Origin of the sequence: Photobacterium sanguinicancri, from assembly GCF_024346675.1 — a bacterium.
GTDB lineage: Bacteria > Pseudomonadota > Gammaproteobacteria > Enterobacterales > Vibrionaceae > Photobacterium > Photobacterium sanguinicancri.
In genome coordinates this window covers 1262887-1277828 of the sequence record NZ_AP024851.1, presented here as the reverse complement: position 1 = coordinate 1277828, position 14942 = coordinate 1262887, and the positions used below count along the sequence as shown (strand labels likewise).

General features: G+C 40.6%; 19 protein-coding genes. 12 read left to right on the top strand and 7 right to left on the bottom strand.

Translation table 11 applies throughout. The annotated features are described in order from the left end of the window. The first annotated feature begins 57 nt into the window (after positions 1 to 57). The 6 genes from OCU87_RS22715 to modC all read left to right on the top strand — a co-directional run bounded on the left by OCU87_RS22715 (position 58) and on the right by modC (position 4431). The gene (locus OCU87_RS22715) at positions 58 to 333 is read left to right on the top strand and encodes a hypothetical protein (protein ID WP_062692547.1); all 276 of its coding nucleotides are present in this window, start codon (positions 58 to 60) and stop codon (positions 331 to 333) included. A gap of 19 nt (positions 334 to 352) precedes the next feature. Continuing rightward, a complete protein-coding gene (gene tpx / locus OCU87_RS22710; protein WP_062692548.1) occupies positions 353 to 853 on the top strand; it encodes a thiol peroxidase in 501 nt (166 codons plus the stop codon). A gap of 213 nt (positions 854 to 1066) precedes the next feature. Then, positions 1067 to 1789 carry a CerR family C-terminal domain-containing protein gene (locus OCU87_RS22705; protein ID WP_261858583.1) on the top strand — a complete coding sequence of 241 codons (723 nt, stop codon included), beginning with the start codon at positions 1067 to 1069 and terminating at the stop codon, positions 1787 to 1789. A 110-nt stretch (positions 1790 to 1899) separates the two neighbouring features. Next, complete coding sequence (modA, locus tag OCU87_RS22700; RefSeq protein ID WP_094958254.1) at positions 1900 to 2673, top strand: molybdate ABC transporter substrate-binding protein; 774 nt, start codon at positions 1900 to 1902, stop codon at positions 2671 to 2673. Beyond that, positions 2663 to 3355 (top strand): molybdate ABC transporter permease subunit, encoded by a 693-nt coding sequence (gene modB / locus OCU87_RS22695; protein WP_062692553.1) that lies wholly within the window; start codon positions 2663 to 2665, stop codon positions 3353 to 3355. Before modA ends, modB begins: the two co-directional genes overlap by 11 nt. Then, positions 3349 to 4431, top strand: coding sequence for a molybdenum ABC transporter ATP-binding protein ModC (gene modC, locus OCU87_RS22690; protein WP_261858582.1), 1083 nt, complete (start codon positions 3349 to 3351; stop codon positions 4429 to 4431). Before modB ends, modC begins: the two co-directional genes overlap by 7 nt. Before the next feature lie 61 nt (positions 4432 to 4492). On the opposite strand, the gene OCU87_RS22685 is transcribed toward modC, so the two are convergent. Then, the gene (locus OCU87_RS22685; RefSeq protein ID WP_062692557.1) at positions 4493 to 5548 is read right to left on the bottom strand and encodes a hypothetical protein; all 1056 of its coding nucleotides are present in this window, start codon (positions 5546 to 5548) and stop codon (positions 4493 to 4495) included. A 423-nt stretch (positions 5549 to 5971) separates the two neighbouring features. On the opposite strand from OCU87_RS22685, the gene OCU87_RS22680 reads away from it, so the two are divergent. Further along, positions 5972 to 6613 (top strand): CAP domain-containing protein, encoded by a 642-nt coding sequence (locus OCU87_RS22680; protein ID WP_261858581.1) that lies wholly within the window; start codon positions 5972 to 5974, stop codon positions 6611 to 6613. Here OCU87_RS22680 and OCU87_RS22675 read toward each other — a convergent pair. Both OCU87_RS22675 and OCU87_RS22670 read right to left on the bottom strand, forming a co-directional pair. Beyond that, on the bottom strand, positions 6580 to 7902 hold the full coding sequence (locus OCU87_RS22675) for an LssY C-terminal domain-containing protein (RefSeq protein ID WP_261858580.1): 1323 nt from the start codon (positions 7900 to 7902) through the stop codon (positions 6580 to 6582). The genes OCU87_RS22680 and OCU87_RS22675 overlap by 34 nt on opposite strands. 22 nt (positions 7903 to 7924) lie before the next feature. Further along, positions 7925 to 8653 (bottom strand): glycosyltransferase family 2 protein, encoded by a 729-nt coding sequence (locus OCU87_RS22670; RefSeq protein WP_062692559.1) that lies wholly within the window; start codon positions 8651 to 8653, stop codon positions 7925 to 7927. A gap of 529 nt (positions 8654 to 9182) precedes the next feature. Between OCU87_RS22670 and OCU87_RS22665 the strand changes: the two genes are divergently transcribed. Then, a complete protein-coding gene (locus OCU87_RS22665) occupies positions 9183 to 9419 on the top strand; it encodes a hypothetical protein (RefSeq protein ID WP_261858579.1) in 237 nt (78 codons plus the stop codon). Between the two features lie 54 nt (positions 9420 to 9473). Here OCU87_RS22665 and OCU87_RS22660 read toward each other — a convergent pair whose 3' ends face one another. Next, a complete protein-coding gene (locus OCU87_RS22660) occupies positions 9474 to 10964 on the bottom strand; it encodes a SulP family inorganic anion transporter (protein ID WP_062692562.1) in 1491 nt (496 codons plus the stop codon). 317 nt (positions 10965 to 11281) lie between these two features. Further along, on the bottom strand, positions 11282 to 11482 hold the full coding sequence (gene nadS, locus OCU87_RS22655; protein WP_241149089.1) for a NadS family protein: 201 nt from the start codon (positions 11480 to 11482) through the stop codon (positions 11282 to 11284). Positions 11483 to 11639: 157 nt separating this feature from the next. On the opposite strand from nadS, the gene OCU87_RS22650 reads away from it, so the two are divergent. Genes OCU87_RS22650 through OCU87_RS25090 form a run of 4 tightly spaced genes read left to right on the top strand, consistent with a single transcriptional unit; the run spans position 11640 to position 13014 of the window. Further along, positions 11640 to 12008 (top strand): hypothetical protein, encoded by a 369-nt coding sequence (locus OCU87_RS22650; protein ID WP_062692566.1) that lies wholly within the window; start codon positions 11640 to 11642, stop codon positions 12006 to 12008. Further along, the gene (locus OCU87_RS22645; protein WP_094958690.1) at positions 12005 to 12496 is read left to right on the top strand and encodes a hypothetical protein; all 492 of its coding nucleotides are present in this window, start codon (positions 12005 to 12007) and stop codon (positions 12494 to 12496) included. The genes OCU87_RS22650 and OCU87_RS22645 overlap by 4 nt, the downstream gene beginning before the upstream one ends. A 1-nt stretch (position 12497) precedes the next feature. After that, positions 12498 to 12743, top strand: coding sequence for a hypothetical protein (locus tag OCU87_RS22640; protein ID WP_062692570.1), 246 nt, complete (start codon positions 12498 to 12500; stop codon positions 12741 to 12743). Continuing rightward, the gene (locus tag OCU87_RS25090; protein ID WP_062692572.1) at positions 12733 to 13014 is read left to right on the top strand and encodes a helix-turn-helix domain-containing protein; all 282 of its coding nucleotides are present in this window, start codon (positions 12733 to 12735) and stop codon (positions 13012 to 13014) included. The genes OCU87_RS22640 and OCU87_RS25090 overlap by 11 nt, the downstream gene beginning before the upstream one ends. A 375-nt stretch (positions 13015 to 13389) precedes the next feature. On the opposite strand, the gene OCU87_RS22635 is transcribed toward OCU87_RS25090, so the two are convergent. Both OCU87_RS22635 and selD read right to left on the bottom strand, forming a co-directional pair. Further along, positions 13390 to 13659, bottom strand: a complete 270-nt coding sequence (locus OCU87_RS22635) for a D-fructose-6-phosphate amidotransferase (protein WP_094958691.1) — start codon at positions 13657 to 13659, stop codon at positions 13390 to 13392. Positions 13660 to 13863: 204 nt separating this feature from the next. Further along, positions 13864 to 14880, bottom strand: a complete 1017-nt coding sequence (selD, locus tag OCU87_RS22630; RefSeq protein WP_261859352.1) for a selenide, water dikinase SelD — start codon at positions 14878 to 14880, stop codon at positions 13864 to 13866. Positions 14881 to 14942: the final 62 nt, after the last annotated feature.

Genomic DNA, 14942 nt, shown 5'->3' with positions numbered 1-14942 from the left:
GACCGTATTATTAGGGCTGTTATATTATAGTGATTAGCAGCCCTTAACAGGCCAACCATGATAATTTTTGATATTAATTCAATTAACCATTTAATCCCTGTACTCATAGGTAATGCGGCTTCTTTTCGTAATGAACTCTTTTTTAGCCAAGATAGCAAACTGTATGAAGTGCTTCAGTTTATCGAGCATACGGTCACTATTGAAGAAAATGGAAGTTTTATAAATGAAGTGACGGGCTACAGTATGCGGTTAAGTGAATTTCAAGAAGTACGATTAAAAGCTAATGGTACTGAGTTAGTTGTTATTTCAAATACGTTATCTCATTCATCATAATAAAATTAAGTAGACAACGATGAATACGATTCAATTTCAGCAACAATCGATACCTGTACTGGGTGCTTTTTTAAAAAAAGGGGATAAAGCCCGTAAATTTGAATTAGTGACCGATAACCTATCGCCGATTACGAATGATAACTTTATGGGGAAAAATGTCATTTTAAACATATTCCCAAGCATTGATACACCGCTATGTGCTAATAGCGTTCGCGAGTTCAATCGACTGGTCACGAGAACACCTAATACAATAGTACTTTGTGTTTCGATTGATACACCGTTTGCGATGATGCGTTTTTGTCAAATGGAAGGGCTTGATTACGTCACAATAGCATCCTGCTTTCGTTCTCCTTCTTTTCAATTTGATTATGGTGTCCAATTGTCGAACTCAATTTTAGAGGGGTTTACGGCTAGAGCTGTGGTTTGTTTAAATACAGTGGGTGTTGTTGTTCATAGTGAACTGGCTCATGACTTTTCCACCCCCATTGATTATCAAAAAGCCATTCAATGCTTTAAATAATAGCGACAAAGTGAAGGAATTTCCCCCAATCCTTCACTTTATTTCTACATTCTCCTTTAGCAACCAAGTCTTTGTGATATCAAGTTTTATCTTGCACTATAGTTGTAATTAAGTGTCGTGAATATTGATTAATGTTGAGAAATATTAATTTCGCCTCTTTCACGGAGCGTACTCTCATATTCAGCAATTGCTTATAGTCGTGGGGGAAGAGTGATGGACGCAAAAACGTCAACGCCAAGTAAGATAACCAAGAATAAATTGCAGAGCAAAACTGATGCGACTCGATTAACACTGATTCGAGCTGGGATCAGTGTGTTTAGTCGAAAGGGGTACGATGGCGCAAGTAATCGTTTATTAGCTAAAAAAGCAGGGGTGAACCTTGCGTTAATTAGCTACCATTTTGGTGGAAAACGTGGGCTTTATTTTGCGGTTATACGCCATGTCAGCCATAAACTTGCGGTGAGATTCGCGCCAGCGCTCAAGAAAATAGAAAGTGAGTTTTCTCAGCTTGAGCAGATAGACACGGTTGAGAAGCAGCGCCATGCTTGTCTTAATATGATTAAAGCACTGCTAAGTGCGAATCTAGATTTACTGCTTAATCGGCAAACTGCATCGTGGGCGATGCTTGTTTATCGTGAACAGCAACTACCCAGTAAAGCTTTTTCAATCCTTTATAATGAATCTCTCGCATCAATACTCAGTGCACTTGAAAAACCAATAGCTTTTGTTATTCAGCGAAATGTATCAGATCCTGAAATAAAGCTACTTGCCTTGAGTTTACTCGCGCAGGTCCAACTAGTGCGTTCAGCAAGGCATATGTTGTTGCAGCACATGGGGTGGGAGACACTGTCTGAACCTGAAGTTACGCAATTAAAAAACTATCTTTCCACTCAGATAGATACATTGCTTTCTTTGCGCCATTATTTACCACGATAAGCCCACTTTCGAGTCATTCATTCTTTGATCTCACTATGTTTTACTAACTGTGATAATCTTTTCGATGTATACTTAACTACATATCGTTTTTGCTTATGGGTTTGTTAATGATGAAGAGAAATTTTACTTGGTTAGTTTGTGCTGCGAGTGTCGTTGCCAGTCAATATACGTATGCAGCAGAGCAGGTCACTATCTTTGCTGCGTCGTCATTGACGAATGCAGTTACAGAGCTTTCTGAGCGTTACCAAACCCAAACAGGCGTTGAGAGTCGTTTGTCGTTTGCATCTTCATCGGCATTAGCACGTCAAATCTCGCAGGGAGCACCTGCTGACATTTATATTTCAGCTAATGTTAAATGGATGGATTACCTTCAAACACAGCAAGTAATTGAAAATGATAGCCGCAAGCCACTGCTGAAAAATAGTTTAGTGGTAGTTGCACCTAAGTCATATCCAGATCCTCAGGTGCAGGTTTCGGCGGCATGGGATTTGGAAAAAGCGTTAGATGGCACTCGCATGGCAGTGGGAGATCCTAACCATGTGCCGGCAGGGCGGTATGCTAAACAAGCCTTAGAGCATTACGGTTTGTGGGCGGATGCTTTGCATTTACTTGCGCGCGCGAATAACGTGCGTTCGGCTTTGGTATTAGTGGAACGTGGTGAGTCGAATCTCGGTATTGTGTACAAAACAGATGCCAAGATTTCGAGCAAAGTGAAAATTGTGGCTGAATTGCCAGAAAGCAGCCATGCGCCAATCCGTTATCCTATGGCTATCGTGAAAGGTAAAGCGATACCAGAAGTACAAGGATACTATGCGTTTTTGCAGTCAGAGGAAGCCAAAGCAGTGTTTGAAAAATATGGTTTTGAGGTCGTAAGTGTTAACTGAATACGAAATTCAGGCGTTATTACTGAGTCTAAAAATATCGGGAGTGGCAGTGCTTTTTAGCCTGCCATTCGGCATTTTATGCGCGTGGTTACTTGCTCGTTGCCAATTTTTTGGTAAATCAGTATTGGATGGTTTAGTACATTTGCCCTTAGTGCTACCACCCGTTGTTATCGGTTATTTACTTTTGATTGCAATGGGACGACAAGGTTTTGTTGGCCAATGGCTTTATGCGTGGTTCGGTGTGTCGTTCAGTTTCAGTTGGCAAGGTGCTGCGTTGGCAGTGTCTGTTGTGGCATTTCCTCTTATGGTTCGCTCAATACGTTTATCGCTTGAAAGTGTAGATAACAAGTTAGAACAAGCCGCAAGAACATTAGGGGCTAGTCCTTTGCGCGTATTTATGACCATTACGCTTCCGTTAACCACCCCGGGTATTTTAACGGGTACCATACTTGCTTTTGCTCGAGCACTCGGAGAATTTGGTGCCACTATTACTTTTGTCTCGAATATTCCTGGCGAGACTCAAACGATCCCACTCGCGATGTATTCATTTATTGAAACCCCTGGCGCAGAGAGCCAAGCTGCACGGCTATGTGTAATTGCGATTGTTATTGCTTTGTCTTCATTGCTGGCATCTGAATGGTTATCACGAGCGGCACGTAAACGCTTGGAGGCACCATGCTAACAATCAATGTGTCACAGCAGCTAGGTGATTTAGCACTGGATATTGATGTTTCGTTACCTATGGAAGGGATCACGGCTATCTTTGGGCGGTCAGGGGCTGGTAAAACGTCATTTATAAATCTATTGAGTGGTTTGACGGTTCCTGATGCAGGGGAGATTACCCTTGGGGCCCATGTTTTATTCGATAGTGCGACAAAAACTGTCGTGCCACCAGAACGCAGAGGGATTGGTTATGTGTTCCAAGATGCGCGTTTATTTCCCCATTACCGTGTAAAAGGCAACTTACTCTATGGCTGTCCTGAAAAGGATGAACAACATTTTAATGATGTTGTTCGTTTGCTGGGTATTGAAGCGTTATTAGAGCGTTTTCCCGCTTCATTATCGGGTGGTGAAAAGCAACGAGTGGCCATTGGCCGAGCTTTGTTAACCAAGCCTAAGATGTTACTGATGGACGAACCATTGGCGTCGTTAGATGTACCTCGAAAGCAAGAATTGTTACCGTATTTAGAACGCCTCGCAAAAGAAATTAGCATTCCGATTGTTTATGTCACCCACAGCTTGGATGAAATCTTACGCTTAGCGGATCATATGGTGATGTTGCATCAAGGTAAAGTGGTCGCGTCAGGGCATGTAAATAGCGTATGGGGCTCACCAGAGATGCGTCCTTGGTTGCCTGCGAAAGAACAAAGTTCACTGCTGAGCGCACGCGTTAACTTTGATCATCCTGATTATGCGCTTACTCAAGTGATGTTGAGTCAGCATGACTTTTTATGGGTGAATAGGCTAGAAAAAACACGGGGTGAATGGATACGCGTGCGTATTTTTTCAAACGATGTTTCACTCACTCGTGAGCAGCCGAAACAAACCAGTATCCGTAATATTTTACGGGCACGTATAGATAAAATTCAACGCGATGTGGTCAATGAGCGTGTCGAAGTAAGATTACGTATCGGTGAAACACAGTTGTGGGCCAATATTACCTTATGGGCGGCCGACGAGCTGAACTTAAAGGTAGGGGATTCTATCTACGCGCAGGTTAAAGGTGTCAGTGTGACACGTGATGATCTGGCTGCTTAGCACGAGAAAATGTTAATACCTTGAAGAACCGCACTAATAATAGAGAGGGAGACTTTCCCTCTTATCTATATTTCAATATCGGATATTGATACTGTTTTATACTGTGTACAACATGATTAATATCTTGTTGGATCAGTGTATGTATAAATGTATTTCTGTCTTCCAAATTAATCCCCCAGCTTCCTTCATGTTTATATTTATTTAGTAGCGATAATGCGATTTTTCTGATGCTTCTATCTTGATGATGGCTTGCATACTCTAGTGCCATCCAAGGGCCCGTCTTTAGTGCGAAAGCATACAAGATGTCGCTATTTTCATAAATAATCCAATTAATATTGGTGGTGTTAGCAAGGTTAGGTGACGCGATTTTTTGAATTGGGTGAACATGATGATTAAAAAAACGTTTAGCAGCTTGAATACCTAGCAGCTCAGGTGTTGCTTGGCCACAAAGCCACTGAGTTAATGTTGCGATGCCTTCGTAATAGCAATTCGTTAGCACAGTATCGAGCGTCCATTGCTGGGTATATTCATCGTTGGGATCAAATTGCCCCCAATCAGCAGGGATTTTTTCTGTCGTGCTAGTGGCAGATTTTACTCTATGAGGGGAATAGCTGACTTGTTGGCGAGCAATGACAAAATGAACTAATTGATTAAGCCAAATGGAATAAAGGCTTTGCTGAATAGGGTTTAATCGCTGCACTTGATAGCGCTGGCAAACTGCATTCAATAGTAAGTGTGATGAAAGGGCTAGGTTAACTTCATTACTATGATCGGAATTACCTGTTAAGAAAGCCAAGCGTTGTGGAATGTCTTCGCTGAGGTCGTTATTTATAGCAATTTTAAAAATAGTTTTTTTATCAATGAGATCAGGAGCAATGCTTTGGGTGGTATTAAGTGCCGCACGAAAATCGAGTTCGACAATATTGGTTAGGCAATAATCACCATCAGAGAAGCAATGTTGAGGTAATTGATGACGTAATGCTTTCAGCTCGTTCAGTAAGTATTTTCGTGTCATCGGAGAATGGCATCGAATATCAATGGACGGTGATGCCGTAGAAGGCTGATGAAGCACCTTAGAGGATTGACGATTATTTTGAATTGAAGATGTGTCGTACATGATCACTCTCCTGCATATTATTGTCGCATAGTTGAAGCGTAGCTGACTTTTTGGATGTTTGTGTCGGGAAATATAGGTTTCTGATTTGCAACAATGTATTAGCGGTTTTTGTTATTCGTACAATTGCGCATTTGTAATTAAATCTAGCCACTAATGTCTGAAAAATCACTGTTTCACATTTATCTTGCTGATTTTAAAGCTATATCTGTAATTTTTCATGTATTTTGTTTGTCAGTGTTTTGTCAAGAAATGGCAGAATTGGTGGCATGATATTGCATCGTAATTTTGAACATTTATAGTGATTCGCACAAAAGATAGACAGCTTTTCATCATCAATTCATCAATATTTTGTGTGATTATTAGATTAATTTACTAGCAAATGATTGATTGGTGGTCAAATTCATTATTATATTGGATGTACCCATGCGAATATTTTCATTGTTATTACTTACAGCGTTATTGGTTTCAGGTTGTGGCGGCTCATCTAGCAATGATGGTAGCGCTAACAATGGTAATAGCGGATCTGGCCAAATTGGCGGAGGTGATAATGGTGGGAGTGGTTCCGATGGGAGTGGTGGCTCTGGTGGCGGCGGTTCAGAAACACCAGATCCAATACCAACACCAGAACCAATGCCAGATCCTGACGGCACCTTTGCCGATCAAATGCTAACGGCGGTAAACGCAGCGCGTGCTGTTGGGCGCAATTGTGGTTCAACATTTTACCCTGCGGTAGCGCCACTAACTTGGGATGCGAAGCTACAATCAGCAGCACAAGTGCATTCGACAAATATGGCGAACTATAATTTCTTCAACCATACAGGGTTAGACGGTAAAAGTGCGAGTGATCGTGTAACAGATCAAGGTTATGCATGGCGAAGTGTTGCTGAAAATATTGCTGCTGGCCAAAAAGACATTGATACCGTAATGACGACTTGGCTAAACAGCCCTGGCCACTGCAAAAACATCATGGGCAGCAACTACACTCAAATGGGATCAGCATACGACATGAACTCAGGTTCACAATATAATATTTACTGGACACAGGTGTTTGCTACACCGCAGTAATTTTGGATGATTGCTACTTTTCCATCACTAAAATAATGTTGATTCTTAGAGAAAGCCTGTGGTATTAGCAGGCTTTCTTTCGTTGCATGCCAACCAGCCTTCAGACTGTATTTTATTAAACGATCGCGTTCTTCATCAACGTCAGGGTCGATTGCATGAAGAATCGTAATGATCCCTTTATAATGGGCAATCTTCAGGCTGTTATCGTAGCTGACCGCACCCACCCAGAGTGGCTGCTGACTTCGTTTATCAATTCCCCCATACCACCAACGTACATGGCTGCGCTTCAGTAAATCGCCTGCTAACTGGTATGCCGACCATTGTGGTTGTTGATTCCAATACAAGTCTGAAATAGGCGGTTGTTTCATTTGGATCAAATCAAAGTAATGGCCTAATGAAATATTGTCGCTGGAAAAGGTTTTATTCTTTTTCCAGCCAAGTTGCTGCATCAAACTGTCTGGGTTATTGCCGACGTAAATCAAATTAATGGGCTGAGCTTGGTAAACGGGAGCTAATCCTGGATAGACTTCAAAGTTAAGTTGCGCGTAGTGATCAATTTCAGTTACTTGAAGATCTGCATCATCGCTGGCGGTTGTTTGTGCATAACTGGCATTGATCAAAGCAAAGCCAATGCTATTGGCATTAATAAAAAAATGGACGTAATTCATCAGCAGTAAACTTATGATCCAAGTGCTGACTATATTGCGCCATTTACCTTGTTGGCGACGATAAAAGATCACGGTTGCGATTAAGCCAAAAACACAAGTGAGGATTAACAACCAATGCTCTTGTAAGAACAGCAATAGGTTGGTAACGCTGGGTAACATGCTAAGCCCATGCCCCATGAGTGCGCCCGCAAGTAGAAACTGACCAACGCCAAGTGCGATTCCTATCAGTGAGCAAAGGCTGAACTTCCACCATGGCATACGATAGCTGCCCGCCATAAATGGCATTACCCATGCGATAGGTCCAAGTAATCGTGCTGCGATAACAATAATGAAGCCGTAGCGTGTTAATGCTACTTTTGCTTTGGCAATGGCGCGACGCGTTTTAGGGAACCGACGCCGTAGTTTTCGTTGGCCTTTCGCGCCCATTTTATGACCGATAAGGAAGCTCAACTGATCGCCTAAAACAGCCCCAATTAATACTGCAATAGTACCTGCGATAAAACCTTGATTGAGTTGGTACCCAGCAGCCAGAAAAAAGGGTTCGCCGGGCACTACTAAGTTAGGGCCTATCAAGGCATCAAAAAAGCTGCCCCCAAATAACCACCACCAAGAAAAGTCCATATTTCACCTACTTTAATCTGCATTAAGATTGACGGTAATGATCAAATTGATAGCTCATTTCGTTATTACGCATTTCACCAAGAAAGAATCGACGCACATTGGCTTTTAGGTAGGTTAATCCCATGGTAAAAAAACCGTCTTGTTCTAAGCGACGAGGGTCGAACCAAAAACTAATGGGTAACATGCGGTAGCGCCATGTTTGGGCTGCTCGGCGAACGTAGTCACAGTCTTCGCATAAGGTGATACTTTCATCAAACCCCGCAATCTCTTGATGTGCTCGCTTGGTTGAAAAAATACATGCGCCAACTGCTGTGGGGAAAAAGAACGAAGTTGCCCAAAGCCCAGCATTAAACGCGCCATAGCCTAAGCGATAAGTTAATGAGAGTTCGTCTGCCCCCATATATACACCAGCCACTTCGAGTTTATTCTTTTCTAACTTATGCAGCGCATTAGTTAAAAAGGTGGGTGCTAAGCGAACATCGGCATCTAAAAACAATAAGCGTTCATGCTGTGCCAGTTTGGCGCCTGTATTTCGACCTAAGCTAGTGCCACGGTTTTCCATTTTATGAACGGTTAACTGAGGGAGGACTTTTTCATAACCGCGTGAAATGGTGCGTGTGTTGTCATCGCTGTTTGAATCGACCACGATAACTTCGAAACCTTGGTGGGTTTGTTTGCTTAGATCATCGAGTAGACGACCAATGCGTTTTTCTTCATTAAGTGTAATCACAACAATACTGATCGGGTTCATAACATACTCCTGACTTGACCGTGTTAGGAAGGAAGGTATCGGACAAGTTAGGAGTAGTGTGAACCCTGTGGATTGAATATAGCGTGAGTGCTTAATTCATTTAGCGTTCATTTTTGATTTTATAAAAAATAGTAAGCCTAGTGATGATGTAAATTTTTTACTCTTGAATACTATTAAGTAAAAAAAATGCCCTGTAGCAGCAGGGCAAATAAGGATTTCAAGAATGATATTTTAGCTTTTCAAACGCATTTATTTTACCACTCGTTACTTATATTTCAATGTGTCATGTTTTGATTTATTAATAGATTTCAGTTTATGATAAAGTGACTTTTTAAATGAGTAAAGTATATTAAATGATTAAGTATTCAAACCTTAATATGTAAAACTCCAGGTTAAAAATTAAATGTAAAATAATATAATAACGGAGCAATGAGAAGGTGATGAAAATCAAGTGATCATTCGGACTTGAAATGATTGTTAGGCTTCAAATACTTGAAGTGACTTTATACTGTTTAATAAGAAGGTTTTTATGAATTACATTGAATTTAATGATGTTATGTATGCTTATAACCCCATTGGATACCTGCCAATGAATGAAAGCGAATTCAAGCATTCATTTAGAGTGGCGATTGAAAATAAAGGAATATCAAAAATCATTACAATCGGTCAGATTGTATATGGCTTTATTCTTGGTGGGGTACTGTATATGAGTCCAGATGAAGTTGATGAGGTTAAATTTAACGTTATTTCTCTTTCAAAAAAATAGAAAAGGGGGGGGATCCCCCTCCTTTTATTTATGCTTTATTGATTAGTTATTGATTTAGTGCCCAATTGTTCGACTGGCTAAAAGATCGGGTTTATCAAATATCGCAAATTTACTGATTAGCTTATCAGACTCTTCATTCATTCCTATAATATCAACATCAGCTCCTGCATCCATGAACTTAATTATGACTTTATCTAAAGCGCCTACTGCTGTGATATCCCAAAAGTGGGCATCAGTTAAATCAATCGTTACATACTTAGTTGGATGATTAAAATTAAACATATCAATGAAGTTGTACGCGGAAGCAAAGAAAATCTGACCGTGTACTTTGTGAATGGTATGTTCGTTATGAATAACGACATCATCAGTCACTTTCATGATTTTACGACTATGGTTAGCGTAGAATACCGTTGAGATCACAACCCCAATAATAACGCCAATCGCTAAGTTGTGCGTCATGACAACGGAAATAACTGTAGCAATCATGATGACGTTAGAATTTAGCGGGTGATGACGAATATCAAGAATGGATTTCCAGGAGAAGGTGCTGATAGAAACCATTATCATGACAGCAACCAGTGCCGCCATGGGTATTTGCTTTAGATAGTCACCTAGGAATACAACCATGATCAATAGGAATACACCTGAAGATAATGTTGATAATCGCGTTCTACCCCCAGAGTTCATGTTGATCATAGATTGACCTATCATTGCACATCCCGCCATGCCGCCAAAGAAGCCAGAAACGATGTTGGCAATGCCTTGACCTTTACATTCATCATTGTTGTTACTTGGTGTGTCTGTGATGTCATCAATGATTTTTGCCGTCATTAATGATTCAAGGACACCCACGACAGCAAGCGCAAGTGAATATGGGAATATGATTTGCAGTGTTTCAAATGATAATGGCACTTTAGGTAGCAAGAAAATGGGTAGCGAGTCAGGTAATGAGCCCATATCACCGACGGTACGTACATCTACCTTGAAAATGACAGAGAATATCGTGATAGCGACAATACACACCAATGGAGAGGGGAGTAGTTTGCCAATTTTAGGCACATACGGGAATAAGTAAATGATGCCTAAACCGCACGCTGTGAGCGCATAGACATGCCAAGTCACATTGGTGAGCTCTGGTAACTGAGCCATAAATATTAATATTGCCAAGGCGTTAACGAAACCTGTAACGATAGATCGAGATATAAATCTCATCAAGTCACCGAGTTTCAATAGCCCAATACCGTATTGAAGAACACCTGTAAAAACAGACGCGGCTAATAGGTACTCGACACCATGTTGTTTGACCAAGGTGGTCATCAGTAAAGCCATTGCGCCTGTTGAGGCAGAAATCATTCCTGATCGTGAACCAGTAAAAGCGATGACAACACAAATTGAAAATGAGGCATACAGGCCAACTTTAGGATCAAGACCTGCAATAATTGAAAAGGCTATTGCTTCTGGTATTAGAGCGAGTGCAACGACAATTCCTGATAGTAAATCCCCTTTAATATTGTTAAACCAGTTTTCTTTGTAAAATGTAAGCATAATATCTCTTTTTAGTTAATTCATTTAAATTTTTAATTAAGAGATATTTGTTTAAGGCGGCGTAATAAATATTGTCTTACCCTCCAATTAGTACATGAAAAAGTTAAGTATTAATAACAAAGTGAAGTAAATAAAAATGTTTAAGTAGTTGAAATTAATGAAACTATCGCCAACTTCAAAGTCGAAGTCTTTGTTAGTGCCATTTAGTTTATCAAAATACTCGTCAAGATCGTTTCTTTCCCTCAAAATAAATCGCCTATGCTCATGTGATAACCAATAGCATCTACATTGGAATGTAGGTGCTATTGGTGATGGCATCAGTTATTTTTGAATTTTATATAGAGTGAAGGGTATTGCTCGATCAGGCGCAACACTTTCCTTGCTAACCCTGTGGGATTTCTTCTTCCTTGTTCCCAACTTTTTATGGTATCTAAACTTAATTCAAGGTCGTGTGCCAGTTCCTTCTGGCTAATATTAAGGTTTGCTCTTAGCGACCTAATATCTACTTCATTAGTCATAATTACCTCGTTATTAATGGCGTACACTGTACTCCATCCTCTCATTAATGGAACACTGTAAAATAGGGAAGTAATATTTCATTTTTGAACGGTTGTAATGTAAGTGTCTTTTGCGCAACATACCGTGGAATTTAAACGGTAAAGGATTGTCATCACTATGAGTTTAATACATTTATCATATTTAAATGAATTAAGTGAAGAAGCGAAAGCATATACTCTTTATTTCATAACGCAAAACTGCCCTGATCTTATCGGTCGTTCTGACGAGATTTTTTTTGCAGATTGCGAGATTCCTTTTAAAGATGGCGTGGCAAAATACAAAACTGCAATCGAAACAGTATATGAAGGTTTGATTGAGTATTGGGTTATTTATAAAAACAATGCAGCAATGGGAGTAGCACAACGAATAACGTATGATCAAGAATTCGAAACTTCTTTTATATATTTCAAATTACAATCGGAAAATGACAAAACGATCCAGCATGAAATAGCCAGTTTGCCTCCTGTAATAGCGGAGATAAAATGATAAGAAAACTCCCATGTAGATTGTCGTACCATCCAAATGCTTTAAACCCTACCAGTTTTATGACTAACGTCCCACACCCGCAAGGTAAAAGTAGAGTGGTAAGAAAACCCTTTTACTTTCTTGATTGTGAAGAAGCGGCAATGCAAAGAGCAATAAACTTCAGTAATCGAAGGGGTAAAGAACTTTGGGGCTTGGAATGGAAGGAAGAAGGAAAGCTACTTTCAATGAGGCCATCCCCAATGAAGGGGAAAGTTGCGCCTAAATCTAAGAGCCGAATAACAGGTGTTAGGTATGGTGAACGACAAGTTAGATTAAAATCGGGTCGGTTAAGGGTCTACGCGTATTGGTACACCACTTGGTATGTCGATGGTAACCAGAAAAGAAAGCAATTTGGTTATGGCGGAAAGAATGGACGAAAAGAAGCTGACGCGTTTAATGCCGCTGTAGAGCATAGGAACCTTATGGAACAAAAATATTATAAGGGGTAGCATGATTTTCAGTTTCGAAATTTTAATATACGATGATAAAAATAGAACTGCCGACAGCATTGCCATTTCAATAATTTGCGATATTGGTAGAACGGGATTAGTCGTTAAAGAAAAAGAAGATGGGATGTATGCTTCTGTTGCTATTGACGGTGAATCTTTTATTAAGTCAGCATTTGATATTATTGACGACATTAACACTGTCGATGGCCTGACGTGCGTAATGGTAAATAGTCTAGATGATAATTAGTGGATATATTTTAAGAGCACACAGACTCAACCAGGGGATCAGTTGCAAATCATGCGCAGACTATCTCGATATTACAACAACTTACTTGTCATTAATTGAAACCGGAAAGAACAAACCATCAAAGAAAGTCCTAAAGAAAGCAGCTGTACTTTTTGATGTTGACGAGGGATATTTTCTAAGTCTTCCTGACAATTTAGTACCCGCTTTAGAGGCGACGAAAACCTTAACTAACATTGAAAGAAATATACTCTCTTCTTTGCTTAGTCACTAAAGTCACTGCCCGTAGATATATTGTCTATGGGCCAAAATTATCTATTTCCATTCTTTTTGCAACAGTATTCTTTGCTCACGCCTAACTGTAAAATTCCTCTCAAATTTGATTTGTGCTATCGCGTAATGTTTTGTTGTTTTTTTTACGTACTAGCTGCAACAAGGTACACGCTTTTTCGGCGTTAAGGCGAGTTAGCTGTTTATGATAAATACTCGACGGGCTTTGTAGGCCCCTTGATTGATCGCGTTAGGAAGGAGTATATCGTCAATCAAGGAGCGGTTTTAACGCTGGTGCTGAGTTATGCCCTGATATAGGTTTAACTATTGCAATGCAGTCAATGAACGATGCGAGAACATGAGCTCTTGCGTAATTCGACTATTGGTTTTTAGCTGAACTTAATCGAAAGTCATCAGTTGCACTAACCCAAGCAGGTTTGTTGATATATTTACCAAGTAGTAATGCAGGAATAATACAAAGCATCAAAGGAATGGCTTCTTTAAGGTAAGTTGCTGCCATTGCTTCTTCATGACTGATGTAGTTAAGTGCTGCCAGTACACTGAATAATATCCCTAGTACTGTCATCACAGATAAGATAATTAGCCCTAAACCTAATATATCGCGTAAGTAGATTTTGGAAGCGTCCACGGTTACATCCTCGTAAATACGTGAAAGAAGAAATCGATACCAATCAGTTCCAAAAGATGAACTGATTGATATTACAGCGATACTATACGCCTAGTGTCATACGCTATTTTGATATACATCATACAAATAAAAAGAAACGACTTGATGAGATTCAAGTCGTTTCGTAGGTGTATTGTACGTTTTGTAGGAAAAGTGCCTGATTAGCTAACTAACTTTGATCCCTTCACCAGCTTCTGCCTGACCAACAACCCAATATGGTTCATTACGATCAGTAAACTCAGCCAGAACCTTGTCGATGTGATCAGCTGGCACTGCGATCAACAACCCGCCTGAGGTTTCGGGGCTGCATAGCTTGTATTGCCAAATGGGCTCTAAATCATCGTTAAAAGTGATGCTTGCTTTAAACGCATCAAGGTTGCGTTTTGCTGCGCATGGATAAATATCGTCGCGCGCGTAATCTTGTGATTCAGGTAAGAATGGAATTTGAGTGGCGGTAAAATGGAGGCAACATTGGCTCTTCTCTGCCATTTCAAGCGCATGACCAAGTAGCGAATAACCCGTGACATCGGTACAAGCTTTGATTGGATAACGAGAGATGATTTCCGCCGCGGCTTTATTGAGTTTTTTCATGCTGTCTGTTGCGGCTGTTAATGCGTCGTCACTCGCATTCCCTTGTTTCGCTGCGGTTGAAATAATGCCGGTGCCTAATGGTTTAGTCAGCACGAGAATATCGCCACTTTGTACATTAGATTTGGTCAATACTTTATCGGGATGAGTGATCCCCATGACAGATAAACCAAATTTAGGTTCATCATCTTCCACGGTATGCCCGCCCACTAAGACAGCGCCTGCCTCTCGCACTTTTTCAGCACCGCCAGTCAAGATTTGGCCGACAATCTCTTGTGGTAGGCCAGCGGGTACGCAGAAAATATTCATAGCAAGGGTAGCTTGTCCGCCCATAGCGTACACATCACTAAGCGCATTCGCAGCGGCAATTGCACCGAAATCATAAGGATCATCCACAATTGGTGTAAAAAAATCCAAAGTCTGAATAACCGCGACATCATCATTAATTTTGTACACTGCCGCATCATCGCTAACTGTTAATCCGACCATAAGTTCGGGACACGCTTGTTGTGGAAACATCGGCGTTATCGAGGCGAGCACTTGCTCCATTGCTTTGGGGCCAATTTTAGCGGCACATCCTGATTTACGAGTCATTGATGTGAGCGGCGGTGTAGTAACTGTTGTTTGTTGTGCGTCAGTATTTGTATTGGCTTGGA